Source organism: Ruegeria sp. AF7 (assembly GCF_056541885.1).
Window position 1 is genome coordinate 1 of sequence record NZ_JBQFYX010000017.1, and the last position, 25,135, is coordinate 25,135.

Annotated in this window: 27 protein-coding genes and 1 pseudogene; 15 read left to right on the plus strand and 13 right to left on the minus strand. The window is 56.1% G+C overall.

Annotation, left to right across the window (positions count from 1 at the left end; translation table 11 throughout):
• Both ACR0AP_RS17700 and ACR0AP_RS17705 read left to right on the plus strand, forming a co-directional pair.
• A pseudogene (locus tag ACR0AP_RS17700) lies at positions 1-259 on the plus strand (bifunctional methylenetetrahydrofolate dehydrogenase/methenyltetrahydrofolate cyclohydrolase); the annotation flags it as partial.
• Entirely contained in the window at positions 256-726 is a 471-nt protein-coding gene (locus ACR0AP_RS17705) for a hypothetical protein (RefSeq protein WP_480508307.1), read from the plus strand. The pseudogene ACR0AP_RS17700 and the gene ACR0AP_RS17705, both read left to right, overlap by 4 nt.
• Here ACR0AP_RS17705 and ACR0AP_RS17710 read toward each other — a convergent pair.
• Positions 723-1,568, minus strand: coding sequence for an EamA family transporter (locus ACR0AP_RS17710; RefSeq protein ID WP_480508309.1), 846 nt, complete (start codon positions 1,566-1,568; stop codon positions 723-725). The two genes, ACR0AP_RS17705 and ACR0AP_RS17710, sit on opposite strands and share 4 nt — an antisense overlap.
• Before the next feature lie 141 nt (positions 1,569-1,709).
• Between ACR0AP_RS17710 and ACR0AP_RS17715 the strand changes: the two genes are divergently transcribed.
• Positions 1,710-2,144, plus strand: coding sequence for a group II truncated hemoglobin (locus ACR0AP_RS17715; protein WP_480508311.1), 435 nt, complete (start codon positions 1,710-1,712; stop codon positions 2,142-2,144).
• On the opposite strand, the gene ACR0AP_RS17720 is transcribed toward ACR0AP_RS17715, so the two are convergent.
• The 7 genes from ACR0AP_RS17720 to ACR0AP_RS17750 form a co-directional block, all read right to left on the minus strand.
• Entirely contained in the window at positions 2,145-2,855 is a 711-nt protein-coding gene (locus ACR0AP_RS17720; protein ID WP_480508313.1) for a type 1 glutamine amidotransferase, read from the minus strand. It abuts the gene before it with no gap.
• Positions 2,856-2,919: 64 nt separating this feature from the next.
• Positions 2,920-4,248 carry a type III glutamate--ammonia ligase gene (glnT, locus tag ACR0AP_RS17725; RefSeq protein ID WP_480508315.1) on the minus strand — a complete coding sequence of 443 codons (1,329 nt, stop codon included), beginning with the start codon at positions 4,246-4,248 and terminating at the stop codon, positions 2,920-2,922.
• An 81-nt stretch (positions 4,249-4,329) separates the two neighbouring features.
• Positions 4,330-5,658, minus strand: a complete 1,329-nt coding sequence (locus tag ACR0AP_RS17730) for an FMN-binding glutamate synthase family protein (protein ID WP_480508391.1) — start codon at positions 5,656-5,658, stop codon at positions 4,330-4,332.
• A 20-nt stretch (positions 5,659-5,678) separates the two neighbouring features.
• Positions 5,679-6,362, minus strand: coding sequence for a protein GlxC (locus ACR0AP_RS17735; RefSeq protein WP_480483614.1), 684 nt, complete (start codon positions 6,360-6,362; stop codon positions 5,679-5,681).
• Between the two features lies 1 nt (position 6,363).
• A complete protein-coding gene (locus tag ACR0AP_RS17740) occupies positions 6,364-7,293 on the minus strand; it encodes a class II glutamine amidotransferase (RefSeq protein WP_480508317.1) in 930 nt (309 codons plus the stop codon).
• A gap of 147 nt (positions 7,294-7,440) precedes the next feature.
• Positions 7,441-7,656: a hypothetical protein gene (locus tag ACR0AP_RS17745; RefSeq protein ID WP_480483612.1), complete on the minus strand. Its 216-nt coding sequence runs from the start codon at positions 7,654-7,656 to the stop codon at positions 7,441-7,443.
• Between the two features lie 11 nt (positions 7,657-7,667).
• Positions 7,668-9,041 carry an ammonium transporter gene (locus ACR0AP_RS17750; protein WP_480508319.1) on the minus strand — a complete coding sequence of 458 codons (1,374 nt, stop codon included), beginning with the start codon at positions 9,039-9,041 and terminating at the stop codon, positions 7,668-7,670.
• Between the two features lie 340 nt (positions 9,042-9,381).
• Between ACR0AP_RS17750 and ACR0AP_RS17755 the strand changes: the two genes are divergently transcribed.
• Genes ACR0AP_RS17755 through ACR0AP_RS17775 form a run of 5 tightly spaced genes read left to right on the plus strand, consistent with a single transcriptional unit; the run spans position 9,382 to position 13,745 of the window.
• On the plus strand, positions 9,382-10,527 hold the full coding sequence (locus ACR0AP_RS17755; RefSeq protein WP_480508321.1) for an aminomethyl transferase family protein: 1,146 nt from the start codon (positions 9,382-9,384) through the stop codon (positions 10,525-10,527).
• A gap of 55 nt (positions 10,528-10,582) precedes the next feature.
• Positions 10,583-11,179 (plus strand): dimethylamine monooxygenase subunit DmmA family protein, encoded by a 597-nt coding sequence (locus ACR0AP_RS17760; RefSeq protein WP_480508323.1) that lies wholly within the window; start codon positions 10,583-10,585, stop codon positions 11,177-11,179.
• Positions 11,176-12,138 carry a PDR/VanB family oxidoreductase gene (locus ACR0AP_RS17765; protein ID WP_480508325.1) on the plus strand — a complete coding sequence of 321 codons (963 nt, stop codon included), beginning with the start codon at positions 11,176-11,178 and terminating at the stop codon, positions 12,136-12,138. Before ACR0AP_RS17760 ends, ACR0AP_RS17765 begins: the two co-directional genes overlap by 4 nt.
• A gap of 13 nt (positions 12,139-12,151) precedes the next feature.
• Entirely contained in the window at positions 12,152-13,219 is a 1,068-nt protein-coding gene (locus ACR0AP_RS17770; protein WP_480508327.1) for a heme-dependent oxidative N-demethylase family protein, read from the plus strand.
• Between the two features lie 28 nt (positions 13,220-13,247).
• The gene (locus ACR0AP_RS17775; RefSeq protein WP_480483606.1) at positions 13,248-13,745 is read left to right on the plus strand and encodes a GNAT family N-acetyltransferase; all 498 of its coding nucleotides are present in this window, start codon (positions 13,248-13,250) and stop codon (positions 13,743-13,745) included.
• On the opposite strand, the gene ACR0AP_RS17780 is transcribed toward ACR0AP_RS17775, so the two are convergent.
• From ACR0AP_RS17780 to ACR0AP_RS17800, 5 genes are all read right to left on the minus strand, one after another.
• A complete protein-coding gene (locus tag ACR0AP_RS17780) occupies positions 13,723-14,352 on the minus strand; it encodes a helix-turn-helix domain-containing protein (protein WP_480508393.1) in 630 nt (209 codons plus the stop codon). The genes ACR0AP_RS17775 and ACR0AP_RS17780 overlap by 23 nt on opposite strands.
• 31 nt (positions 14,353-14,383) lie before the next feature.
• Positions 14,384-14,665 carry a hypothetical protein gene (locus ACR0AP_RS17785; RefSeq protein ID WP_480508329.1) on the minus strand — a complete coding sequence of 94 codons (282 nt, stop codon included), beginning with the start codon at positions 14,663-14,665 and terminating at the stop codon, positions 14,384-14,386.
• Positions 14,666-14,720: 55 nt separating this feature from the next.
• Positions 14,721-15,404 (minus strand): IS6 family transposase, encoded by a 684-nt coding sequence (locus ACR0AP_RS17790; RefSeq protein WP_480508331.1) that lies wholly within the window; start codon positions 15,402-15,404, stop codon positions 14,721-14,723.
• A gap of 90 nt (positions 15,405-15,494) precedes the next feature.
• Positions 15,495-16,379, minus strand: a complete 885-nt coding sequence (locus ACR0AP_RS17795; protein WP_480508333.1) for an amidohydrolase family protein — start codon at positions 16,377-16,379, stop codon at positions 15,495-15,497.
• Positions 16,376-17,377: an ester cyclase gene (locus tag ACR0AP_RS17800; RefSeq protein WP_480508335.1), complete on the minus strand. Its 1,002-nt coding sequence runs from the start codon at positions 17,375-17,377 to the stop codon at positions 16,376-16,378. The genes ACR0AP_RS17795 and ACR0AP_RS17800 overlap by 4 nt, the downstream gene beginning before the upstream one ends.
• Positions 17,378-17,537: 160 nt before the next feature.
• Between ACR0AP_RS17800 and ACR0AP_RS17805 the strand changes: the two genes are divergently transcribed.
• From ACR0AP_RS17805 to hisD, 7 genes are all read left to right on the plus strand, one after another.
• Positions 17,538-18,587, plus strand: coding sequence for an ABC transporter ATP-binding protein (locus ACR0AP_RS17805; RefSeq protein WP_209599329.1), 1,050 nt, complete (start codon positions 17,538-17,540; stop codon positions 18,585-18,587).
• A gap of 82 nt (positions 18,588-18,669) precedes the next feature.
• Positions 18,670-19,896 carry an ABC transporter substrate-binding protein gene (locus tag ACR0AP_RS17810; protein WP_209507352.1) on the plus strand — a complete coding sequence of 409 codons (1,227 nt, stop codon included), beginning with the start codon at positions 18,670-18,672 and terminating at the stop codon, positions 19,894-19,896.
• A gap of 65 nt (positions 19,897-19,961) precedes the next feature.
• Positions 19,962-20,990 carry a carbohydrate ABC transporter permease gene (locus ACR0AP_RS17815; protein ID WP_480484720.1) on the plus strand — a complete coding sequence of 343 codons (1,029 nt, stop codon included), beginning with the start codon at positions 19,962-19,964 and terminating at the stop codon, positions 20,988-20,990.
• A gap of 1 nt (position 20,991) precedes the next feature.
• Positions 20,992-21,873, plus strand: coding sequence for a carbohydrate ABC transporter permease (locus ACR0AP_RS17820; RefSeq protein WP_209507350.1), 882 nt, complete (start codon positions 20,992-20,994; stop codon positions 21,871-21,873).
• Positions 21,874-22,052: 179 nt separating this feature from the next.
• On the plus strand, positions 22,053-23,081 hold the full coding sequence (locus ACR0AP_RS17825) for an ester cyclase (protein WP_480508337.1): 1,029 nt from the start codon (positions 22,053-22,055) through the stop codon (positions 23,079-23,081).
• 132 nt (positions 23,082-23,213) lie between these two features.
• Positions 23,214-23,744, plus strand: a complete 531-nt coding sequence (locus ACR0AP_RS17830; RefSeq protein WP_209507348.1) for an ester cyclase — start codon at positions 23,214-23,216, stop codon at positions 23,742-23,744.
• Positions 23,745-23,755: 11 nt separating this feature from the next.
• Positions 23,756-25,096 carry a histidinol dehydrogenase gene (gene hisD, locus ACR0AP_RS17835; RefSeq protein ID WP_480508339.1) on the plus strand — a complete coding sequence of 447 codons (1,341 nt, stop codon included), beginning with the start codon at positions 23,756-23,758 and terminating at the stop codon, positions 25,094-25,096.
• Positions 25,097-25,135 lie beyond the last annotated feature (39 nt).

A 25,135-nucleotide genomic window follows, 5' to 3' on the forward strand; every position in this document is an offset into this window, starting at 1 on the left:
CCGCCCCGAAATGGTGCCTGGCGACTGGATCAAGGAAGGCGCCACCGTGATCGACGTGGGCATCAACCGCATCGAACGCGATGGCAAGACCAAGCTGGTCGGCGACGTCGACTATGCCAGCGCCGCCGAACGCGCCGGCGCCATCACCCCGGTCCCCGGCGGCGTCGGCCCCATGACCATCGCCTGCCTGCTGGCCAACACCCTCACCGCCTGCTGCCGCGCAAACAAACTCCCCGAACCAGAAGGCCTGACCGCGTGAGCCTCCCTGCCGCCTCTCAAACCGGCGGCAGCCTAACTGCCTGTACCAACGCGCAACATTATTGGCGTTTTGCGGGCCGTGCCGCGCGTATGGTGATCGTGTCCATTGGTCATTCAGCGTCGAATGCCACGCGCGCCCGCGCGTTGGTAGCCTGCACGGCACAAACCGGCATGGCGTTGGATCAGCAATTCTGGGGCAAGGATATGTCGCATGAAAAGTGCCAAACTCAGGTCAAGAAATTGAACGAAGCGGCGGATGTCTATGCCGTCTTGTTACTGCCTGACGCGCCGACGCATATCGATGTTCTAAGATTGCGCGGTGAGTTGCAGGGGTACAAAGACCTCATTCGCCCGGGCGCATGGCATCACCCCAGACCAGTCCGGCCAGGCGAAATTGATTGCTTACTGAACAGTGCGACTACGGCGCATCAGTCCCATGGAATTGCGATGGGGCTAAAAGATGCTTAGATCGCGAGATAACCAATCCCAGAAAATGCAATGATGCATCCAAGCCATTGCGATGTTGACATTCTCTCTCGCAGGATTGCCCAGGCCAATACAACCGTCAACAATCCGAAGATCGATGCGGCAACGGACGCGTATTGGGCGTTTGGCAATCCTCCGGCGGACACCACGCACAGAAGTGCCACCGCGTCGAGCGCGCCCATCAGGCACAAGAGGGGTAGGGCCCGCGTGGCTGGCCAAAGCGATTTGCGGGATGCAAGGGCGATTACAGCCAGTGCAGGGATCGCGGTTAGTCGAGCGATCAGAGAAACGGTGAATTCATTGCCCAGTTCGGCTGCAAACTGTCCCAAAGCGAATGTCGCAGCAAACCCGGTTGCAGCAAGAATGGAGAAGGCAATTGTCGGCCCGGCTGCAGGATATTTCGCACTGTCATCCTGGGATCGTGCTGAGACAATGGACACGCCGACACCAATGGCAATGATCGCCAGCCAATGCCATATGCTGACTTCGGAGCCGCGCCAAATTGCAATTGTGACCGACAACACGGGATAGCTGGCGACAAGCGGGGCGACCAGACGTACAGGCCCGCGCTGAAACGCAGCATACATGCTGAGGCCAGCCAGCAGGTAAAATCCGCCCGACGCAACCGCATAGGACACTGCCTCGATGGGCATGGGGGCAAACCCGGACCAAATCGCCACGAGTCCGAACTGAAGCACGGCCCCGGCAACCAGCACGGCCATCAACGCGGCGATGACGCTCACGGACTGACTGACATATCGCACGGCAAGATCGTGAAAGCCCCAACATAATGCGGCCAGCAGACCCAGTACAAGGGCGGTCATCCGGTCGCCTCATGTATCTGGTCATGCCCACACATTACGTGCCCATCTTGCGATATCAACCGCGCCAACATGTCACTGGTGATAAACTTATTTTCCTAGTATGCAATATTTATTGACGACTACCACTCGGGAAAGAGACGTATGTCATCTGCATTGGATCAAATCGGCGGTGAAGATCGGCTTCGGGCTCTGGTCGAACGGTTCTACGACCGCATGGAGACGGATCCGGCCGTACATTCATTGCACAGGTTGCATTTTCGCGGACACGGGTTGTCTCATACGAGACAGGCACAGTTTGAATTTCTGAGCGGGTTCCTGGGCGGTCGGGCCTATTATCGTGAGCGATTTGGTCATATGGACCTGCGAGAAATTCATGCGCATGTGCCGATACGCGAGGCTGATGCCGAGCTTTGGCTGGATACGTTTGACGCGGCGTTGGCGGATTGCGGAATGAACGGTCCGGTGGTGGACAAAATGCGCAAAACTCTGCGCCGTGCCGCGTTGATGCTGGTCAACGATGTCCCTGACTGGAGAGTCGAAGCCGACAGCGGAAAGAACCTCGAGGTTCATGGCTGATCAGATCTGTCGCAGTCTGGCGTAGATGCTGGACGTGATCTTGAATTGTTCCTCGGCAATATGATCTCTGTCAGAGACCATCTCCTGCACCGCATCTGCGCATCCAAGCCAATCCACAGCGCATTGATGATTAGCCGGATCGGTCATCCACGATTGGATCGTGCCCTGAACAAGTTCGGGGTGAAACTGCACGCCCCAAGCGCGATCTGAGACCCGCAAAGCCTGTACAGCGCAAGCATCAGATCGCGCCAGAACCAATGAGTTGGGCGGTAGGTCAATGGCCTCAACCCCATGCCATTGTAGCACCCGGAATTGATCGGGTAGGGGCTCGAATAGGGGATCACTGCGCGTGTTGTCAGTCAGATTGATGGAAAGCACACCGATCTCAGGCTTCTGCATAGATGCACATTTTCCTCCTAACGCATCAACCAGAAGTTGGTGGCCTAGACATATCCCAAAGTAAGGACGTTTGATGTCTTGAATCCAGGTCCTGATCGCTTGTTTTTCGGGCACGAGCCACGGGTGCGCCTCGGTTTCCCAGACGTCCATCGGGCCGCCCAGAACCAGAAGCAAATCAAAATCGTCGAGTTGCGGGATTGGTTGGCCATCATACAGATGGGCGACTTTGGCCGTATCACCGCATGATGAAATGTGCTCCAGAAACGCTCCGGGGTTTTCGCCCGACGAATGCTGGAGAATCAGAACATTCATTAGGCACGGGCCTCCATCCGAGCGTCAGCATTGGGGCGGCAGTGGTCTGCAGCCCCAAAGTTTCTTAGATATCGAGCGTGTGGTCCTTTTCCCAGCGAGAGAAATGGCTGACGAACGAGTTCCACTCCTGATGCTTCATCTTCAGAAACGCGCTTGAGAATTCCTGACCCATCATGGCTTTCAACTCGGTATCATTGTCATATTCTCGCAACCCATCAAGCATGTTCAGCGGTAGTTTGGGGGCGTCGGTGACAGTGTGGCCTTCGGCATACATGTCAATGTCCCAGCGACGCCCCGGATCGGCCTTGGAGCGGATGCCGGACAGACCTGCGGCGATGATGACCGCCTGTAGCAGATAGGGATTGGTTGCGCCATCGGCCAGGCGCAGTTCGAACCGGCCCGGGCCGGGCACTCGGACCATGTGGGTGCGGTTGTTGCCGGTCCAGGTCACGGTATTGGGGGCCCAGGTCGCGCCCGACATGGTGCGCGGTGCGTTGATACGCTTATAGCTGTTCACCGTCGGGTTGGTGATCGCCGCCAGCGCGCTGGCATGTTTCATGATCCCGCCCAGGAAATACTTGCCCTGTTCGCCAAGTCCCACCTCGCCGGTCGGACCGTCGCCTTCGCCGGCGAAGACGTTGGTTTTGGCGTCCGCTCCGGGTGCATCCCAGACCGAGATATGAGCATGGCAGCCATTACCGGTCAGCCCTTCGACAGGCTTGGGCATGAAGGTGGCGCGGAACCCGTGCTTCTCGGCCACAGATTTGGTCATGAACTTGAAGAACGAATGCTTGTCGGCGGTGCGCAGAACATCGTCAAATTCCCAGTTCATCTCGAACTGGCCGTTGGCGTCCTCGTGGTCGTTCTGGTACGGCCCCCAGCCGAGATCGAGCATGTAATCGCAGATCTCGCGCACCACGTCATAGCGGCGCATCACCGCCTGCTGGTCATAACAGGGCTTCTCAGCCGTATCGAACGGATCGCTGATCTGCTCGCCATCTGGGGTGAGCAGGAAGAATTCAGCCTCGATGCCGGTTTTGACATGCATTCCCATCTCGGCGGCTTCGCCAATCAGGCGGCGCAGAACATTGCGCGGGGCCTGGGCAACATCCTTGCCTTCCATCACGCAGTTACCTGCAACCCAGGCGACCTCGGGCTTCCATGGTAGTTGGATCACTGATGACGGGTCCGGCACCGCCAGCATGTCAGGATGCGCGGGGGTCATATCCAGCCAGGTGGCAAACCCGGCAAATCCTGCGCCGTCTTCCTGCATCTCGGCAATCGCCTGCGCGGGCACCAGCTTGGCCCGCTGCCCACCGAACAGGTCGGTGAACGAGATCATGAAATACTTGACGTCTTTTTCTTTTGCGAAAGCTGCGAGATCTGTCGTCACGATTGCTTTCCTTTCCCTGTTGATTTTTTGATTTTCAAAGCAAGAACGCGGCCCCCATTCAGGAGGCCGCGTCGCATATGTTCAGAACCCTTCCTTGCCCGGGTACCAACTGGTTCCCGCTAAGGGCACCCGCGCCATCGCGGCGGCCTCCATGGTCAGGGCACACAGGTCCTCCGGCTCGAGGTTGTGCAGGTGGTTGTGACCGCAGGCGCGCGCAATGGTCTGCGCCTCTAACGTCATGACCTTCAGGTAGTTGCGCAGCCTGCGACCCGCTTCGACGGGGTTCAAGCGCGCGGCAAGCTCTGGGTCCTGCGTTGTGATGCCAGCGGGGTCGCGCCCTTCGTGCCAGTCATCATAGGCCCCTGTGGTCGTGCCCAGTTTCTGATACTCGGATTCCCATTTGGGATCGTTGTCGCCAAGGGCCACCAGAGCGGCGGTGCCAATGGCGACCGCATCGGCCCCAAGCGCCAATGCTTTGGCCACATCTGCACCTGTTCGTATGCCACCCGAAATGACCAACTGAACTTCACGATGCACACCTAGATCCTGCAACGCCTGCACGGCGGGGCGGATACAGGCCAGTGTGGGCAAGCCAACATGTTCGATGAACACATCCTGCGTGGCGGCTGTGCCACCCTGCATCCCGTCCATGACCACGACATCAGCCCCGGCCTTTACCGCCAGTGCAGTATCATAATAGGGGCGCGTCGCGCCGACCTTGACATAGATCGGCACCTGCCAACCGGTGATTTCGCGCAACTCAAGGATCTTGATCTCCAGATCGTCCGGCCCGGTCCAGTCCGGATGGCGACAGGCCGAACGCTGGTCGATGCCTTTGGGCAGGGTCCGCATTTCGGCCACACGGTCGCTGATCTTCTGACCCAGAAGCATCCCGCCACCGCCGGGTTTAGCGCCTTGCCCGACCACGACTTCAATCGCATCCGCCTTACGCAAATCATTCGGGTTCATGCCGTAGCGCGAGGGCAGATACTGGTAGACTAGCTTGGATGAATGACCCCGTTCTTCCGGGGTCATGCCGCCATCACCGGTTGTGGTCGACGTGCCCGCAGCAGATGCGCCACGGCCCAGAGCCTCTTTGGCGGGACCAGACAACGCGCCGAAACTCATACCCGCGATGGTGATCGGAATGTCCAGTTTGATCGGCTTTTTCGCAAAACGTGTGCCTAGCGTTACCGAGGTATCGCAGCGTTCGCGATATCCTTCCAGCGGATAGCGCGAGATGGATGCGCCCAAAAACAGCAAATCGTCGAAATGAGGGACCCTGCGCTTTGCTCCACCTCCGCGAATATCATAGATGCCTGTCGCGGCTGCGCGTCGGATCTCGGCATTGATGGGGTTGGAGAACGTCGCCGACTGGATCGGCAGGGTTCGGGGGATCTGATCGTCCATATCTTTCATACCCTTCTTCCTCAGTATGCGGCGGCGTTGTCGATGTCGAAATTGTACAGCTGCCGTGCCGAGCCGTAGCGTTTGAACTCTTCCGGTTTGGCATCACAGCCCGCCCGGTCCAGCAGGTCTTTCAGTATCTCCAGATGTTCGGGACGCATTTCCTTCTCGATACAATCGGCACCAAGACTTTTGACCGAGCCACGCACGAACAGCCGCGCCTCGTAGAGTGAATCACCCAGCGCATCGCCTGCGTTTCCGCAGACCACCAGGTTTCCGGCTTGCGCCATGAAGGCGGACATGTGGCCGATATTGCCGTGCACGACGATGTCGATGCCTTTCATCGAAATGCCGCAGCGCGAGCTTGCATTGCCCTTGATCACCAGCAATCCGCCATGGCCGGTCGCGCCGGCATATTGGCTGGCGTCACCATCGACGATGACCTGACCGGACATCATGTTCTCTGCAACACCCGGCCCGACGGACCCTTCTACCTTGATAGTTGCCTGCTGGTTCATCCCCGCGCAGTAATACCCGGTCGATCCCTTGACCGTCACTTCGATCGGCGCATCCAGCCCAACGGCAATTGCATGGCTGCCCTTGGGATTTACAATTTCCCAACGGGTCTGGTTGGTCTCAGAATTTTGTGCCTGCAAGCAAGAGTTCAATCCGCGCAGCCCGTCTGCCTCTAGATCATAGGTCTGCATATCAGGCGGCCTTTTCGTGGGTTGTAGGGCTGTCGTTGTGCGACCAGAAATAAACGGTGGACGGTTCAGGTTCCCAAACTCGGGCATCTTCGATGCCGGGCAGGTTCACCAGGGCGCGATACTCGCTGCCAAAAGCCACATACTGATCGGTTTCAGCCATCACGGCTGGTTTGCACGCGATCGGATCACGCACGACGCCAAAGCCGTCCTTGGTTCCCACGACAAAAGTGAAGAAACCGTCCAGATCATCAATGCTGGATTCCAGAGCCTCGCCCAAGGTGGCACCATTCATCATCTTCCAGGTCAGGTAGGCTGCGCCAACTTCGGTGTCGTTCTCTGTCTGGATCGTTACACCCGCGCGGCGCAGCTTGCGGCGCAACGAGTTGTGGTTGGAAAGCGACCCGTTATGGACCAGACATTGGTCGGACCCTGTATTGAACGGGTGGGCACCCATTGTGGTCACCGCAGATTCCGTCGCCATGCGGGTGTGTCCGATGCCGTGCGTGCCGCTCATTCCGCTGAGGTCAAAACGCTCGGCAACATCCTTCGGCAGGCCGACTTCCTTGTAGATTTCAAGGCTGTCGCCACGGCTCATCACCCGGACCGACGGGCGGATTTCGGCCAGCACGGCGCGTGCAGCTTCGAACTGACCGGCAGGAACTTCCAAAACGGCATGTGTGTCGTTGTTTCTTTGACCAACGGATGTGCCCAGGCTTTTGCCCAACTCGTCCGCAAGGTCGACAAAATCGGTTTCGGGGTTGGGGGACTGAACCGTAATCTTGGTTTTACCCGCCGATTCTGCGCCATAAATCGCAATACCGGCACTGTCGGGGCCACGATCTGTCATCGTGATCAGCATGTCTGTCAGCATATTGCCCAGTTGAGGAGCAAGGGACTGATCTTTGAGGAATAATCCAACAATTCCGCACATGGCTGGCAGATCTCCTTGTGTGTTTCGTTATGATTCGACGGTACCAATTATTCTGCAGGATATCAATAACGGTAGGAAAGTTTTTTTCCTGTCAGGCAATGGGCGCATTCATTGATCTTGCGCCCATTGCCGGTTCTCAAAACCGGATCAATAACGATCCAGCTGTGCTTTTACTCTGTCTTCGTCTCCTGCGTGGCGGGCTTTTTCAAGATGCTCGCCCTCGCGGACAAATTGGATACGGTGCCAGCCGATCCAGAAGACGACGCCGATGATGACCATCAGAATTTCGTACCCCTGGAAGGGATAAACCGGGCCGACTTCGGCAAGATCAACGGCCCAACTTGTATATCCGATTGTAGACATAACCTTCTCCTCTATTTCGCGGCTGCGCCGCGGGCGGCCAGCTCTTCTTTGTCAGCCGCGATGATCGCTGCTTTGGCATCTTCGTAGGCATGGTGTTCGGCGTAATCGAGGCCCTGAAGCTCAACCTCTTCCGGTATGCGAAGAACACCGGCAGCAGCTTGCAACTTGGCCACGATCCAACCGGGCATGAAACCCAGCACAAAGAACATTATGACTGCACCGGTGACCTGTCCGACCGGATTGATCGTCGCATATCCTTCGTAAGGCGAAGACGGGACACCCCACAGGACAAACCCAGCAATGATGAGGCCAATGACACCTGAGTACCCGTGCACTGCAACCGCCCCGACAGCATCATCCAGCTTGAACCGGCGTTCGACCCAGTAGTGCAGCTTGTAGACAATCACGACACCGATCGCGCCGATGATCATCGCCTGGATCGGGTGGTACAGGTCATTCCCTGCGGATGCGGTGATAACACCGGCCAGCCCGCCAGAGAACGTCCAGAAGGCATCGCCTTTTGAAACCACATACGCCGCCATCAATCCACCAGACAGAGACATCAGGAAATTGAAGGTGATCGCCGAGAGAGTCGTCGGAGCCAGATAGATGTTTGTTGCGGTCCAGGTCACACCAGTGATCTGCCCGTCAATCGCCTCGGGAGAGATCACCGGAACGTTGCAGGCAGCGTAGAAACCCCAGAAACCGGTGTAGATCAGGAAAATCCCGATCGTCAGCATCCACGGATTGTGAGGTGGAATATCCCGAGGAGTTCCGTCCTTAGCAAACTTGCCAAGGCGTGGACCCAGAACCATGATCACACCAAGCGCATACCCCCCGGCGATCGCGTGAATAACGCCGGATGCATAGGCATCATGATACCCCAGAACACGCACCATCCAGCCGGCATAGTGCCAACCCCATGCGGCATCGATGATCCAAAAGACCGACCCGATCAGCACCGCATGTACCCAAAGGGCCGAAGATCTGATCCGCTCGATCACCGAGCCGGAAACGATCGAGGCCGCGGTCCACGAAAACAGCAGGAATGCGGCCCAGAAGACCCCTGTGATTCTGTCGCCAAGGTTGGTGGCCATTGTGTTGGCCCAAGGCAGATTCGCGGCACCCGCTTCTGCATCCAGACCGCCCCAGAACGGAAAGTTCGGAAAGGCCCAATAGATCCACCATCCGAAGAAGAAGAACGTGACCGTCACCAGCGGGATGATCATGATGTTTTTCATCAATGTGTGCATGTGGTTACGCGCTCGGCTGGCGCCGACCTCGTACATGCAAAAGCCCACATGGATGAGGAACATGAAGACGACCGTTACCCAGTAATAAAACTCGGTAAAGACCGTTGTGAGTGCGTTTAGATTACCATCCACTTCGTAGTCTCCCTGTTGTTGCAGCAGGAGGTCCGCCCGCGCAGAATTTCCTGCTGGGAATATTTATCTACTCAGAGGACATTTTCATTTGCGACCTGTCAATAGATATGTGGGGCAAACACCTTTTAGGCCTGTCCGTGACTTGCGCTTTGATGCATCAAAAACGGACCTAAGCATATGATAAATAATTAACAAATTTCGCTCTCAGGGATGTTTCCAGGGTGCAAAAATTGCAGGCAAATATTCCCAACAGGAAAAAATTCTGCACTCAGGTGTTGATTTTCAATCCAACATCGGCCTCAATGTGGCCAACAAAAACGATCAACGGGAGACCTGAACCATGGCCATTCTTTGGAGGACGTCGGCCCTTGCGCAGCGCCATGCCGAGATCGGCGGCGAGCTTGAGGACTGGAACGGAATGGGGACCGCTTGGTTCTATGACCACAGCCCTGAACGTGCCAAAGCGGACTACGAAGCCATCCGCACCAAAGCTGGTCTTATGGATGTGTCCGGTCTGAAAAAGGTTCATGTGGTTGGCGAGGATGCCGCTTACGTGATTGACCGTGTTACCACTCGTAACGTGGAAAAGATCATGCCGGGCCGATCGACCTATGCCTCGATCCTGAATGCTGAAGGCAAGTTTGTTGATGACTGCATCATCTATCGTCTGTCGGTGAACACGTGGTTGGTGGTGCATGGCACCGGAACAGGTATGGAGCAGCTGACATCCGTGGCGGCAGGCAAGAACTGCTCGGTCATTTTTGACGACGACATGCACGATATGTCGCTGCAAGGGCCGGTCGCCGTTGATTTCCTGGCAAAGCATATCCCCGGCATTCGTGACCTGGCTTATTTCGGCATCATGCAGACCAAGCTTTATGGGTGCCCGGTGATGGTTTCGCGGACCGGGTATACCGGTGAGCGTGGGTACGAGATTTTCTGTCAGGCCAAACATGCTGTGCATCTGTGGGACAGCATTCTGGCTGACGGCAAGGACATGGGCATCGTACCAGTCCAGTTCTCGACACTCGATCTGCTGCGCACCGAAAGCTACCTGCTGTTCTATCCGGGCGATAATTCGGAAACCTATCCGTTCGATGGTGAGACATGTGGCGATACGCTGTGGGAACTAGGTCTGGATTTCACTGTCTCGCCCGGAAAGACCGGCTTTATCGGCGCCGAGAACCATTATGCCTCGGAAGGCAAGGAACGGTTCAAGATCTATGGCGTCAAGTTGGATGGCACGACACCAGCGAACGAAGGCGCGGACCTGCTGCAAAACGGCGAAAAGGTGGGTGTTGTCACCTTTGGCATGTATTCCGAAATCAACGGGCACAATGTGGGTATTGCGCGGATGCCGGTTGCCTGCGCGTCGCCAGGCACCAAGCTGACGGTGCGCAACGGAGATGGAACGGAAATAGCGGCGACTGCGGAAGAGATGCCATTCTACGATCAGGATAAATCGATCAGAACCGCAAAGGGCTGAGTTTCAGGGGGCGCGACGGGCATACCGTGGCGCCCTTTTCCTATTTGAGGGTACAATGTCAAAGTTCGAATTTCCCAAGTCAATCACAAGCCGACCGATCTGGGGCACGCTGGAGGCTCGCAAGGGCGACCATCATCTCATGATTGCCGAAGCCGAAGGCGCCGAAGCCATTCTTGACGTCGCGACGCCTGATCTGATGGCCAAAACGCACCTGATCTATATCCCCAAAGGGACGGACTACTCGGAAAGGTTGCAGGCGCTGAACCCCGCGCAGTTCTACGAAGGACCTTCCTATGCGGCCGCGCTGCAACGCATCCGCCGCGTACTGGAGGACGCGCATATGGGACTGCAGGTCTATCTGAGCGGTACTGAGGGCATGATGGGCCAGGCCATGAACGAGGTGACAGCAGTCGGCCTGCCACACACGGCAATACAGACCGAGCATCGCGGTTCAGTTGCACGCCGGATGCAATGTGTGCACTGCAAAGGCATCACCGAAGATGTCGAGGTTGATCCATTTGTCTGCTCGCATTGCGGGCTGAATCTGTTCGTGCGCGATCACTACTCCCGCCGGCTTGCCGCCTATCAGGGTGTCCGCGTCGACGCCGAAGATCATGGCAACGTGCCCGAGCCGAAAGGGATTTACGAATGAGCGGTGCCGAGAAAATTCAGGTCAAAGTGACCGAAATCACCCCGCTGAATGAACTGGTGACGCGGTTCCGGTTCGAACGCATCGACGGCGGTCAGTTGCCAACATTTTCCGGCGGGGCGCATACCGTTGTCGAAATGAAGGATGGCGGTATCACACGGCTTAATCCTTATTCCCTGATGTCCGACCCGTTTGATCAGTCATCCTATACGATCTCGGTCCGCCGTGATGATGAAGGCAGGGGCGGTTCTTTGTTCATGCACCGTCAGGTCAAGCTGGGTGATGAAATGACCATCAGCTACCCGGTCAACCTGTTCTCGCTTGACTTGCGCGCCCGCAAGCACCTGTTTCTGGCCGGTGGCATTGGCATCACGCCCTTTCTGGCGCAGATCAAGCAACTCGAACTGCTGCACGGGCACTGGGAACTGCATTACGCGTGCCGCAACACGGCATTGGCGTCTTATGCCGAGCAACTGACAGACAGGCATCCGAATGAAACCCATCTGTATTACGACGACCAAAACCAGCAGATTGATCTGAAAAACCTGCTGAGCGGGCAACCCTTGGGAACGCATGTTTATGTCTGCGGTCCCAAGGGCATGATTGATTGGGTGCGCAACACCGCTGCTGCCGAGGGCTGGCCCGAGGATTGCGTCCATTACGAAGAGTTTCTGGCACCTCGACCCGGCAAACCGTTCGAAGTGCGGTTGGCCACATCGGATAAGGTTATTCATGTGGGCGAGAATGAAAGCCTGCTGGAGGCGATCGAACGTGAAGGGGTGGATGCTCCGTATCTGTGCCGCGGCGGGGCCTGTGGCCAATGCGAAACAGTTGTGCTGGATCATGATGGCAATTTCGTTCACCGCGACCACTGGCTGACCGATGAGGAAAAGGCAGCGGGCAAGAAAATCATGCCCTGTGTATCGCGTTTCGAGGGCAAGTCCCTCGTGCTGGACCGCTGAGAGGAGGCCCAACATGACCATTCAATTCAACGACGAGTCCTTCCGCGACGATTATACGTTTCATAACTCGGACTGGGCGATAAAACGCTTTCCGTTTCCGTTCCACGAAGACAGCTACATGTATTCGGTCAACATGGAACAGCATCGCGGCGGGCCCGAAGGGTCAGTCTATGAAAAGCGGTTCGATGTGGACGAACATTATGTTTCGGAAATGAAAGACCGCGCCATCGTTCTGGATCAGGACCCGCTGCGTTGCCAGTCTTTGCCACACATGACATTGGCGGGTTGGGACATTCTGGAACTGATTATGGTTTGCAAGTCCGAGGATTACCCGGATCTGTTTGAACTGCACCGCAACGGCAACCAGTGGCGCTGGATCAACAAACCATTGGGGATTGATCACAGCTTTACCTTCATGGATGAAACCACCCTGCCCTGCGGGCCGATGGAATATATCACCCGTCAGGCCCAGGGTGACTATGCGGTGCTTGATCAACGTGACGACATGCTGTGGATGGATGCCGGAATGGTGACCACCCAGGCCGACTGGAGCCTGGATTTCGACATTGGCATGAACTTTTTCGAATGGCACGCCCCGGTACCACTGGCCCACGAGATGGGTATCTTTCAGCGTGCGCTGAAATTCTTGCTGAGTATTCAGCAGGGCGCACCCGCACGCCGCCTGAACTGGACCATGACGGTCAACCCGCTTTTGGATACCAGCCCGGAGAACTACCATAAATGGGGTATTCAGAAAACCACACTGACACCGGAGAATATTGGCCAAAAACAACATCTTCGGGTCGAGTTGCAGACATTCTTCCGACTACCGCGTTCAAACGCGCTGTTATTCCCAATCCGCTGTTATCTGTGTAGTTTTCAGGATCTGATGACTGTACCGAAATGGGGTCGTCGCCTGCATCGTGTTGTTCGTGATCTGCCAGTGGAACTGGCAACCTACAAAGGGTTCATCGACAACCGGCCGCTGATGCTGGACTATCTCAGCCAGTTCGACGACGGGTTGCCCACCTCGCCCGGGATCTGGCCGGATCTGGAAACGGAACCCCCCTTGTCAAAGTAAACCGGCAATGTCAGGTGTCTTGGCTGTTATGACTGATCCAGACAGAACACCGTGGCTCATCCCGAGCGATGACTTCGCTCTGTATGACGCTCTGGCGCTGCTGCGCGAGTCCTTTCGGTACATGGATGCTCGGATCGACCCTCCGTCGTCCATCCATCGTCTGAACGTGGACGGAATGCTTGCGCATTGTCAAAGTGGCGGAGAAATCTGGGCCATCGGCCGACCGCTTTTCGCCTGCATGTTTCTAACGCCCAAGCCCGACAGCTTGTACCTTGGAAAGCTGGCAGTGAAGGACGGATTGCGAGGACAGGGTATTTGCCGGTCCTTGGTGGATCATGCTGCAATCCGCGCAGCGCAGCTTGGCCTGCCCGCGCTGGAACTGCAAACGCGCGTGGAGCTCACTGAAAACCATCGCATATTTTCCAGGCTTGGGTTCACGATTGTCAGCACGGGCAGCCATGAGGGGTATGACAGACCCACAGATTTCCTGCTGCGCAAGCCGATCAGTTTGTCTGCGGATAGCTGATCACTGAAAGATAGCGTGCCGGCAGATTGACCAACCGTTCCGGGCCGTGGGGTGCGTCGGCGTCAAAGAACAGGGTATCGCCGGGCTTCAGGGGATAAATCTGGTCCCCGTGGCGATAGTCTACCTCGCCTTCAAGCATGTAAATCGTCTCAATTCCGCCATGTTGGAACGTTGGGAACACATCGGATTCAGCAGTCAGTGTGATCAGGTAAGGTTCCACGATTACACCTGATCCATTGGCGCCGATATGCCCAAGCAGGTTGTACTGATGGTTGGCGCGAGTTCCCTCGCGCTCCAGTTCGACCCCTTCACCAGCTTTCGTATGAACCGCCTCGCGGCGTTCTTCAAACTGACGGAAAAAGCTAGTCAGAGGAACCGAGAGCGCATCCGCCAGCAATTGCAGGGTTGTCAGAGAAGGTGACGTGTTGCCGTTTTCGATCTTCGACAACATGCCGATCGACAATCCTGTCAGTTGGGCCAGTTCAGCGACGGTGATGTTTTGCTGTTTGCGAAAGGCTCGGACCTCGCGGCCGATCGCTACTTCGAGCACCTTTTCACGTTCGCTCGTTCGAACGGAATGCGGATCCTGAGTCAGATTTCCCACCATTTCTGTGTCGCGTTTTTTCAATGTTTCGCCTTCAATGTCTTGCTACACTTGTCTGAACCAACGGTGCAAGCAGCTGCGCCGTTTCAGCCAATCCAATTCGGGCTATCATAGCACCCATTATTCCTGATAGTAAAATAATCATGCTGGTAGAAAAATGTAGCGAGATTAGATTCCAGTTGTTCGACGGATTTCCGATGGCCTGCTTGACTTCGGTCATCGAACCTTTGAGAGCGGCAAATGAAATAGCGGGACAAGAGTTATTTTGCTGGTCATTGGTGACGGAAGACAGGGGCAAAGTCAGATCCAGCGCCAACGGGTTGTGTTGCAAATTTTTGGAACACTCAGAGTAAGCGTCTTACCAGGCACACTTATCCTGCGATCTCAGCAAACACCCGAAAGCCAGAGGTGGCTGCGCTGGAGAATTGCTTCTTCCGGATCATGTTGGAGACCTCGATACCATCCAGCGTAGCGGACGCGGATGCGAATGATTTGAACCCACACATGTGTCGAACACGCCGTTTTATGAACCGATGATCCTGCTCGATCATGTTGTTCAAAAATTTGGACCTGATTGTCTGCACCCTGGCTTGGCAACCAAACCGCTTCAGAATCCTGTTCACTTCTCGAATGCCGGCTGCGTTGGCTCCGCTCTTATCGATGACGACTTTGTCTGGGATTCCGTTTGATGACAGCGCTTTGGCAAAGAACCTGGTTGCTGCGGGACCGTTTCTTCGCTCAGACAGCATAAAATCAAGGGTGTTCCCTGCTTTGTCGACGGCCCGATAGAGATACACCCACTTACCGCGCACACGGAGGTAGGTTTCGTCCATTCTCCAAGATTTCTGTGTTGGACGCTTTTTCGATTGCGCCCGCGCAGCGATCATCGGCGAATATTTTACAACCCATCTATTCAACGTAGCGTGATCGACGGAAACGCCCCTTTCAGCCATGATTTCCTCAAGGTCGCGATAGGAAACAGTGTAGCGCAAATAGAAAAACACAGCGTCTAAAACCACATCCTTCGGGAAGTGGCAGCCTTTCAAAGAAACCATTCTGAAACCTGCTCGCGATTGATTTGAAAGCAACAAGCTCCAGGGCACGCGATTTCGTCGACCTCGGTCAAAATTCGCGACACAACCCTCTCAGGGCACCTCGAGATCATAGAAGTGTGCGGCGGTTTCTCTGAAAACCGCCGATTGTGCTTCATCCGGCACCAAATCACGGTAAGCCTGTACCAGCGATGCATAATTGCCATAGAGCTTGTCGACCGGGAAATTCGAACCAAACATGACCCTCTTGGGTCCGAATTGTTCAAGACAAATCTCCACGATCGGGCGAATGCTGTCAGGCGTCCAGTTGTGATCGAACATGCCCAGGCCTGAGAGTTTGCACGAGACATGCGGCAGATCGGACAGCGCGTGCAGTCTTTTAGCCCAGCTTTTTAGGCCCGCGCGGGTACGGTCATGTGGTGATCCGGCATGGCATAGAGCGACTCGTGTATTAGAGGCTTGCGCAAGAAATCGGGTAGTTTTTCCGATCAATTCGGGAATGAGTTGCAGATCAAAGCTGAGATCGCGCTGTCCAGCCTCCTTCAGTCCGTCCAGAAATCGCGGATCATCCAGCAGAGAATTTGTGCCCGTCTGCGCGTCCTCTCCGGGTGCGCGCCCGACGATCTGGCGCACACCGCGTACAGTTGGAAGGGCCTGAAGCGTATCAAGCTGGGCGGGTAGGTCAGCCGAGGTCAGGTCACAGAACACAACCTGCGCCATTGGCCAGTCTGGATTGGTATCGGCGACAGCTTGAACCCACCGGGCTTCGTCCAGACCGTTTTTGGCTCCCACCTGGATATGGATCGAGGCACCGACTCCGCAGGGCGCGGCTTCGGACCGGAACTCGCGCAGCAGGTAATTCCGTTGAATCGGCGTCGGGTCGCCAAAGAACCTTTCCTCCCCGCGCGCCATCAGCCAGGGGTAGTTCACGGCTTCAAGGTCCCAAAGGTGGTGATGGGCGTCGATCCAGCCGGTCATGTTCGCGGTACTTTCGCCATGCGCCCCAATATATCGACACCCTGTTGTTTCCAGAAATGCAGCAGATCGATGAAAACCCAGTTCTCGGCCAGCTTGCCACCCTCGCGACGATAGATGTCGATCACGCGGAATTCACCGGCCTTGTCGGTGGCGGGCATACCCATGAACCCGCCGGTGGGCCGCGCCGTGAAATTCGGCCAGCCGAAAAAGCCACCATAGTGACCCTCAGCCAAGCGGCAAATGTGCTTGGTCTTCGAACGGTCCGTTAAGGATGTGCGGAACGGGCCTGAGTGCTGCTTTGCATAACGCTCAATCGTATAGGTCGCGCCGATCCCGGCGGGTCCCCACCAGATCATGTCTTCGCTCCATGTCTGGCGCAATTCTTCCACAAGGCTCAGGCCGCTGTTCCATTGGCCGAGATCGGAAATCATAGCATTGATCGTGCCGAGAGTTTTCTCGCCTTCTTCGGCAGGCTGCGGGTTGAACATCAACCCGTCATGCGTCATCGGTCCGGGTTGAACCAGGTGGGCTGCGGTTTGGGGCGGGAAGGGCTGCAACCCGACTTGCATCATGAAATGCGGGATGTCGAAATACATCGCCGTCTCGGCGATCTTGCCATTCTTGATCCTGTTGAACTCACAATAGCGCAAAAACGCCATCTTGCCTGTGGGGTCGATGCCCAGCCACGCATTGTCGAACAGGCCCATAAGGTGCCCCATTGAAACAACCCAGACCGAGGTGAATCCGTCCATCTCGTTTTTTCCGGCCATGAACACGTCCATCCGGCGCTGTATATTCCCTAGGCTTTGCTTCAGGGGACGCCAGAATGCCTGCGCTACGTCATGGGTGCCCCGAAGCTCATCAAACGGGTGGAAACCGCGCCAGAGGTAGTCTTCTGCGCAGAACTCAGACAACGTGTTGGCGATATCCGATTCTTTTACGCTGCTGAGCGCCGAGTAGTAATCCAAGATGATCGCTTTTTGGATTTCATAGGACATTATTACTTTCTTTCAGTTCTTTAGTCGCTGTCATGGGGCGAATTGCGAAGAAGATAAAGTCGACGTTTGCACACGCATGCAAAAAAAGCTTGCCAGATGTTTCTTTTGTTGTCTATGGTTTTGCAAGCGTATGCACGATGCGTGCAGCAGGGAGGACAGAATGGCCGAAATTCAACTTCGCAATGTTGGAAAGCGTTGGGGATCGTTTGTTGGAGTTGACAATTTTGACCTGACAATAGCCGACAAGGAATTTCTGGTACTTCTTGGGCCGTCAGGTTGCGGAAAGACCACGACAATGCGCATGATTGCTGGTCTCGAGGACGCGTCTGAGGGCGATATCCTGATCGATGGTGCCCGAGTAAATGACATGGAGCCCAAAGACCGCGATGTCGCGATGGTGTTCCAGTCATACGCGCTCTATCCGAATATGAATGTATATGAGAACATTCGCTTCCCGCTGAAAGTTCGCGGTATTGACCCTGCTACCCATGACGAAAAAGTGCGGCGCGCTTCGGCGATGGTCGAGCTAGATGACTTCCTGCACCGCAAACCGGCGGAACTGTCTGGCGGTCAGCGTCAGAGGGTTGCCCTGGCTCGTGCCATTGTGCGCGAGCCCAACGTGTTCCTGATGGACGAGCCACTATCCAACCTTGACGCAAAACTGCGCGTTTCCACCCGCGCGCAGATCAAGAACCTGAGCCACGAATTGGCGGTCACCACGATCTATGTGACCCACGACCAGATCGAGGCAATGACCTTGGCTGATCGGGTGGTGATCATGAAACAAGGTGTGGTTCAGCAGGTTGGCTCCCCAACCGATATTTACGATGAACCTGCAAATACATTTGTGGCCAGCTTCATCGGCAACCCGGCAATGAACCTTGTCGATGGCGAGGTTCAGGGTGGCGTGTTCCGCGCCCAAAGCACAGAGGTGCACGGGTTGAACGCGCCGGACGGTCCTATCACGCTGGGGTTTCGCGCCGAGGACGCAAATGTTGTGGAAAGTGGCGGCGAGATCAACGCGCCGATCTATACGCAAGAGCTGTTGGGCGACAGCACCATGGTTTCGGTTCGGATCGGTGGTGCGCTGGTCTCGGTCAAGGCCGACAAAACCTATCGGGCCGAAATCGACGATCAGGTCTCGATTCATATCCATACTGATCACTGCCATCTGTTTGATGCGAAAACCGGGGCTCGCCTGGAAGGCTGAGAACCGCAAACAACACCCGTTGGGACGGGGTAATCTGGGTGCAGACTTCGAAGATGCACCATCCATCTAGGGAGGAATATTGATGTTTCTGAAGAAAATTGCATTGGCCGGCTCGGTAGCCGCCTTTGCCGCAAGCGCGGGATATGCCTGCGAAATCGGCGCACGTGTCAACATAGTCGGCAATGAATTTGCGGCCATCCAGGCCGTCGCAGCCGGAGCGAAGGAATGCACCGGGGCGTCGGTAGAATCCAACCTGACATCCGAGCACCAGACCATCAACGTGGCTGGCCTGTCGGGCAATCCGTCGGAATACACGACCGCAATCATCGCCAATAGTTCGGTTGTGGCACTGATGAACGAAGACGTTATTCGTCCGCTCAATGATCTGGTGGAAAAGTATGGTCAGGACCTGCAGCCTGGGCAGCTGATCAAGATTGGCGACAACATCATGGCTATCGCCTTCATGGCGAACGCGCAGCATCTGATGTACCGCAAGGATATCCTTGAGCAAGCCGGTGTGGAAGTCCCGACTACCTATGAGGAAATGCTCGAGGTGGCCGAGGCCATTCGTGCGCAGGGTATTATGCAAAACCCGGTTGGTGGAGCCTATGCATCGGGTTGGAACCTGGCGCAGGAATTCAACAATATGTTCCTTGGTTATGGCGGCAGCCATTTTAAACCCGGTACGGCCGAACCCAACGTGAATTCTGAGGCCGGTGTCAACGCCCTGAATATGATGAAGGCTTTGTCGGAATACATGAACCCCGACTTCCTGACTCATGACTCCAACGCCACCAATGCCGAATACCGTGCTGGCAACGTTGCAATCATGAATATGTGGGGTTCGCGCGCATCGCAGCAAACCACCACCGAAGGTGTGTTGCAGGAGGTAATCGACGGCCATGCGATTGGCGCGCCGCTGACAGTTGGTGGCGGAGATATCCCTGCAACGACCCTGTGGTGGGACGGTTGGACTGTCGGAAAGAACATCTCAGATGAAGAGGCCGAGGCCACATTCATTGCAATGAAACATGGCATCCGTCCTGACATGCTGAACGATGAAACCACGCCGTTGGCGGTCTGGCTGATTGAAGGCTACCAGCCGGGAAAAGATGCCGAGGGTGTGTTTGCTGCGGCCAAAATGGGCACACCACCCTATCCGATGCTACCGTACATGGGGCTCATGCACAGCGCACTTGGCAACGAACTTGCTGATTTCATGCAGGGCAAGGAAAGCGCGGAACAAGCGTTGGCTGATGTAGAAGCCGCCTATCGTGCCGCCGCCATCGAGCAAGGCTATCTGCAATAAGAAGCCTATTGCGCGGGTGCCTTTGATAACCGCCCGCGCAATCCCACTGACACGAGGATTGCAACATGCGCCATAAGACATTCCTTTGGTTCTTCCTGCCCACAGGACTCGCGATGCTTCTGTTCATTGCAATGCCAATTGTCTCGGTGGTGACTCAATCGATCTTCGCACCCCATCCGGCTGTTCTGTTAGAGGTCGAAAACTGCACCCCGCTTATCGGATGCACAACTGAGACCACTGTTGATCAAGAGGCCACCGCGGCGCTTCGCGCCGAGCAACCTCTGGGCCGGTTTGTGGGATTGGACATTTACTTTAACCGAGGCCATCTGGCGATACAGGAAATTGGTCAAATCTGGGCCGCGAATGAAACATGGGGCGGCTTTTTCTCGGAACTCGGCAATTTGCCCTTTTACCGGGCGATGGCATTCACGCTGACCTTCGTTGCTGTCGTGACACCGCTCACAATTATTTTGGGGCTGGTGATTGCGCTGGCAGTAAACTCCCTGCACAGGCAACTCAAAGGTCTGATGATCTTTTTCTCTCTTCTGCCCATGATCGTGACCCCGCTGATCGGCTCGCTCATACTGTTTTGGATGATTGACAGTCGCGGGGTGATCGGCAACGCCCTCGTATATCTTGCTGGAGATCCGGATTTCAGCCTGAAAGCATCAACAGGGCTGATGTGGGTAGCGCTGATGGTCTATGGTGTTTGGCACGCTGCGCCTTTTGCCTTTGTCGTGTTCTATGCTGGCCTGCAAACCTTGCCCCAAGACCAGATTGAGGCCGCCCAGATAGACGGGGCGACGCGCTGGCAGCAGGTCAAATTCGTGGTTGTTCCCCATCTCATGCCCCTGGTCACATTTGTAGCACTGATCCAGTTGATGGACAATTTCAAGGTGTTTGAACCTATCATCGGCTTCAGTGCACAAGCGCATGCGCAATCACTCAGCACCTTCATCTTCTACGATCTCGGTGGCGAGACTCGGCAACTGTCTTCCGCTGCTGCTACCTCTGTGATGACGATTTTCGGGGTCGCAATTCTTCTGTCGCCCGTGCTTGTCCGCACCTGGCGCGATTTCAAAGGAGCAAGATAATATGGCCAGCCGCGCGCAAAGAATGCCTACAAGCCTTCGGATCGCCTCATCCCTGTTTGTGCTCCTATGGTTTATCCTGGCCGCCTTTCCGTTCCTCTGGACGGTTTGGGGCTCGTTCAAGGTCGAACTGGATTTCTTCTCGATCGCTGACTGGACCAATGCCCTGACTGGTGCCCGAACCGAAGCGGTTTATGGCTCGCCGTTCACCACCACCGGATATGAGGGTGCTTGGATTCAGGAAGAGTTCTGGCGCAATGTTCTGAACACCGGGATCGTCTGTTTCTTTGTTGTTACCATCTCACTGACTATCGGGACTTTAGGGGGCTATGCCCTTTCGCGGTCTACTTACAACTACACATTCTGGCTTTTGATCACAGCGTTGATTTTCCGTGCAATGCCGCCAATCACTCTGGTCTCAGGTTATCTGTTACCCTTCTTTGAATGGAATGTTTGGGGAATTCTTCCAACCACCATTATCGTGCTTGTGGCGATCAACCAGCCGTTCACTCTTTGGATGTTGCATTCCTTCTTCAAGAACATCCCGAGCGAGTTGGATGAAAGTGCCAAGGTCGACGGATGCAACCAGTTTCAGGCTTTCCGACGTGTGATCATTCCGGTGATGTGGCCAGGCGTCATCACGACCGGGCTGTTCTCGTTCCTTCTGGCCTATAACGACTTTGCCGTGGGGGCGATGCTGCTGTCTGAAAGCAACCGTACTATGGTGCCTGCCATTGCCGCATTCCTCGGTACAACGCAAACCGAGGGCAACGTGATGTTCGCTGTTGCAGCCGTGGTTTCAGCCACTGTTCCACTGTTCATACTGGTGATGTTCTTCCAGCGCCAGATCGTCGGCGGCCTGACCGCCGGGGCTGTGAAAGGCTGACATAAATGGGGCGCACTCATCCTCAGTCCGTATCTGCCCATGCGCACGCAGCCAGCCTGAACTTGGCTGCGCGCCGGGCCCGACGGCCGGGACGAATTCCATTTGCCATGATGCGCGCGGGTCCTCGTGCCTGCACACCGCCACAGCGAATAGGAAAACGTCCTAAAAAGGAAAGCGCCATGAACAAGCGCGCAAATCGCCCAGCGATGGGTATTGCTACCGGAACCACGTTTGAAAACAAACAGCTTTATCGTCAGTTTCTCGAAAGCTTTGATAAGGGCCTCGGCGAGACCATGGAGACGGCCGCCAGCGAGATTTTCGCCGCAACGGCCACTACCGAAGCGAGCCATCCGATCAATGCAGCCCCCGATGGCAACGGCTACGTCAGCTCTGTCATCTTACCGATTTCAGAGGCGTTCGAGGGGCTCACCCGTCAGAACTATGTGGTTACAGGTGGCGAATACCTGGGAAGCGAGTGGGTCACCTCGACCGGGTATTTCCACGGTCATTTCAAGCGACCGCTTTGTGGTATTCCACCCAGCGGCAAACTGGCATTTCTGCGATTTGGTGAATTCCACCGAATGGAAGATGGCAAGATCGTCGAATCCTATGTCTTCCTCGGCTTTGCCGAGTTGATCATCGCGCTTGGCCTCTGGCCGCTGGAACTGCAGGGCTATGAAGGTGTCGTGCCGGGTCCGGCAACTCATGACGGCATCGTCATTGGGCCATCAGACCCAGCGCAGTCACGCGCCACAGCAGATCTGGTCGAGGACATGCTAGTACAGCTGACGACCGAGGACCAAAGCTGGCGGCCTTATTGGGATGACCGAATGGTGTGGTACGGTCCCGGCGGGCTGGGATCCTATGCCACGGTCGATGCCTTCGCCGATTTCCAATCCCCCTTCGAGGACACGTTCGAAGGCTGGGGTGACGGCAGGGACGCAGGCGTCACCGGGGTCGGCTCGAATTGCAAGGCCGGGGATGGCGACTATGCATTCCTGTGCGGCTGGCCGCAGATCACCGGCGTCCACGTCAAATCCTTCCTGGGCCTGGAGCCAACGGGAAAGCGCGTTTTTATGCGTGACTGCGACTGGTGGCGCTGCGCAGACGGCAAGATCATCGAGAACTGGTGCATGCTCGATATTCCACATCTGCTGTTGCAACTGGGTTACGACCTTTTTGCCCAAATTTCTGAACAGACCCGATGAGCTGTTCCGCCAGACATAACGCCATTGCGCGCCACCCGGCGCTCAACCGGATGCCAAGGGATTTTCTGACGGCCGACCAACCGTCCCCGTCCAGACAGAAAACCCCTTGGTATCCATAAAAGGAAAAGACACATGAAGGGCTCCCGCCCCGAACAGGCCGTGCTGACACGTGACACGGACATGAGAAAAACCGACGAGACCCGCGCCGTGATCGAGGGGATGGTCGATGGTTTGAACGATCACCGCATCGACGATATCGGCGAATTCTTCGCAGAAGGGTTTCGCTGGATCGGCAACCGGGGCTGCGGCACCAAAACTGGGCTCAAGGAGTTTCAGGAAAACTGGCAACGCCCGTTTCAGGCGGCGTTCTCGGACAAGACCTGCATTGATGAGGCCCGGCTTTATATGGGCGAATGGGCTGCGGCCTTTGGCCGCCAGGAGGCAACCCACTCGGGCGAGTTTCTGGGCATCGCGCCCACCGGCAAGCGGGTCGAGATCCGATACATGGATTTCTGGAAAGTCGTCGATGGCAAGATCGTTGACAACTGGGTGAACGTCGATTTCGCCCACGTCGCCGCGCAGCTTGGCGTTGATCTGTTCAACGGCGAAGGCTGGGAAGCATTTGACCGGGGAGAAAAAACTCCACCCCGGCCCGAAAACTGAGGATAGAGACAATGGCTATTGAATACCTGAAACGCGGCAAACCTGAAGCTGACCGGGCGGAAGACGATGCCAAAACCCGAGCTGTTGTCGAAGAAACGCTGGCGGATATCGAAACCCGCGGCGATACCGCAGTGCGCGAGCTGTCAGAGAAGTTCGACAACTACTCGCCGGAAAGCTTCCGCCTGAGCCAGGATCAGATCGACGAGTTGATCAACTCGCTGTCCGAGCGCGAATTGGCCGATATCAAGTTTGCTCAGAAACAGGTGATGAACTTTGCGCAGGCACAACGCGACTCGATGCTGGATATCGAGGTTGAAACTCTGCCAGGAGTGATCCTTGGTCACAAGAACATCCCTGTTCAGTCAGTGGGATGCTATGTCCCCGGTGGCAAATTCCCGATGGTGGCTTCGGCGCATATGTCAGTGGCAACTGCCAAGGTCGCCGGTGTTCCGCGCATCATAGCGTGTACCCCGCCCTTCCAGGGCAAACCCAATGCGGCCGTGATCGCAGCGATGCATCTAGGAGGCGCGCATGAGATCTATGTCATGGGCGGGATCCAGGCCGTCGGTGCCATGGCGATAGGGACTGAGACCATTGATCCGGTTCACATGCTGGTTGGCCCCGGCAACGCCTTTGTGGCCGAAGCCAAGCGCCAACTGTTTGGCCGGGTGGGCATCGACCTGTTCGCGGGTCCGACCGAGACGATGGTCATCGCCGATGAAACTGCTGCGGACGCCGAGCTTTGTGCGACCGATTTGCTGGGACAGGCCGAGCATGGATATAACAGCCCCTGCGTTCTGGTCACCAACTCGCGCAAACTGGCCGAAGAGACACTGAGCGAGATCGACCGTATCCTCGGGATCCTACCCACCGCCGGCACTGCCAAGGTCAGTTGGGAGGAATACGGCGAGGTCATCGTCTGCGACACCTATGACGAGATGCTTCAAGTGGCCGATGACATCGCGTCCGAGCACGTTCAGGTCATGACAGATCGCGACGACTGGTTCCTGGAAAACATGACTTGTTACGGTGCGCTGTTCCTTGGTCCACGCACCAACGTGGCCAACGGCGACAAGGTGATCGGTACCAACCATACACTGCCGACCAAAAAGGCCGGGCGCTATACCGGCGGGCTCTGGGTCGGCAAATTCATGAAAACCCACAGCTATCAGAAGGTCGTCACTGATGAGGCCGCAGCGATGATCGGCGAATACGGCTCACGTCTGTGTATGCTGGAAGGCTTTGTCGGCCATGCCGAACAATGCAACATCCGTGTCCGGCGTTATGGGGGCATCAACGTGCCCTATGGTGAAGGCGCACCATACCGCGAGACGGCCGATGCGACTTCGTAAGTGTGACGAATCTTGCGCAGGGATTCGACCGGGGCCCTA

Excerpts from the sequence above, each read along its gene's own strand:
- ACR0AP_RS17710 (WP_480508309.1), bottom strand. The coding sequence starts at position 1,568 with ATGACCGCCCTTGTACTGGGTCTGCTGGCCGCATTATGTTGGGGCTTT.
- ACR0AP_RS17810 (WP_209507352.1), top strand. The coding sequence starts at position 18,670 with ATGTTTCTGAAGAAAATTGCATTGGCCGGCTCGGTAGCCGCCTTTGCC.
- ACR0AP_RS17790 (WP_480508331.1), bottom strand. The coding sequence starts at position 15,404 with ATGGTTTCTTTGAAAGGCTGCCACTTCCCGAAGGATGTGGTTTTAGAC.
- ACR0AP_RS17730 (WP_480508391.1), bottom strand. The coding sequence starts at position 5,658 with ATGGACGATCAGATCCCCCGAACCCTGCCGATCCAGTCGGCGACGTTC.
- ACR0AP_RS17825 (WP_480508337.1), top strand. The coding sequence starts at position 22,053 with ATGAACAAGCGCGCAAATCGCCCAGCGATGGGTATTGCTACCGGAACC.
- ACR0AP_RS17800 (WP_480508335.1), bottom strand. The coding sequence starts at position 17,377 with ATGTCCTATGAAATCCAAAAAGCGATCATCTTGGATTACTACTCGGCG.
- ACR0AP_RS17820 (WP_209507350.1), top strand. The coding sequence starts at position 20,992 with ATGGCCAGCCGCGCGCAAAGAATGCCTACAAGCCTTCGGATCGCCTCA.
- ACR0AP_RS17780 (WP_480508393.1), bottom strand. The coding sequence starts at position 14,352 with ATGGTGGGAAATCTGACTCAGGATCCGCATTCCGTTCGAACGAGCGAA.
- ACR0AP_RS17715 (WP_480508311.1), top strand. The coding sequence starts at position 1,710 with ATGTCATCTGCATTGGATCAAATCGGCGGTGAAGATCGGCTTCGGGCT.
- ACR0AP_RS17720 (WP_480508313.1), bottom strand. The coding sequence starts at position 2,855 with ATGAATGTTCTGATTCTCCAGCATTCGTCGGGCGAAAACCCCGGAGCG.
- ACR0AP_RS17830 (WP_209507348.1), top strand. The coding sequence starts at position 23,214 with ATGAAGGGCTCCCGCCCCGAACAGGCCGTGCTGACACGTGACACGGAC.
- ACR0AP_RS17745 (WP_480483612.1), bottom strand. The coding sequence starts at position 7,656 with ATGTCTACAATCGGATATACAAGTTGGGCCGTTGATCTTGCCGAAGTC.
- ACR0AP_RS17795 (WP_480508333.1), bottom strand. The coding sequence starts at position 16,379 with ATGACCGGCTGGATCGACGCCCATCACCACCTTTGGGACCTTGAAGCC.
- ACR0AP_RS17760 (WP_480508323.1), top strand. The coding sequence starts at position 10,583 with ATGTCAAAGTTCGAATTTCCCAAGTCAATCACAAGCCGACCGATCTGG.
- ACR0AP_RS17755 (WP_480508321.1), top strand. The coding sequence starts at position 9,382 with ATGGCCATTCTTTGGAGGACGTCGGCCCTTGCGCAGCGCCATGCCGAG.
- ACR0AP_RS17735 (WP_480483614.1), bottom strand. The coding sequence starts at position 6,362 with ATGCAGACCTATGATCTAGAGGCAGACGGGCTGCGCGGATTGAACTCT.
- ACR0AP_RS17765 (WP_480508325.1), top strand. The coding sequence starts at position 11,176 with ATGAGCGGTGCCGAGAAAATTCAGGTCAAAGTGACCGAAATCACCCCG.
- ACR0AP_RS17815 (WP_480484720.1), top strand. The coding sequence starts at position 19,962 with ATGCGCCATAAGACATTCCTTTGGTTCTTCCTGCCCACAGGACTCGCG.
- ACR0AP_RS17775 (WP_480483606.1), top strand. The coding sequence starts at position 13,248 with ATGACTGATCCAGACAGAACACCGTGGCTCATCCCGAGCGATGACTTC.
- ACR0AP_RS17740 (WP_480508317.1), bottom strand. The coding sequence starts at position 7,293 with ATGTGCGGAATTGTTGGATTATTCCTCAAAGATCAGTCCCTTGCTCCT.
- ACR0AP_RS17805 (WP_209599329.1), top strand. The coding sequence starts at position 17,538 with ATGGCCGAAATTCAACTTCGCAATGTTGGAAAGCGTTGGGGATCGTTT.
- hisD (WP_480508339.1), top strand. The coding sequence starts at position 23,756 with ATGGCTATTGAATACCTGAAACGCGGCAAACCTGAAGCTGACCGGGCG.
- ACR0AP_RS17770 (WP_480508327.1), top strand. The coding sequence starts at position 12,152 with ATGACCATTCAATTCAACGACGAGTCCTTCCGCGACGATTATACGTTT.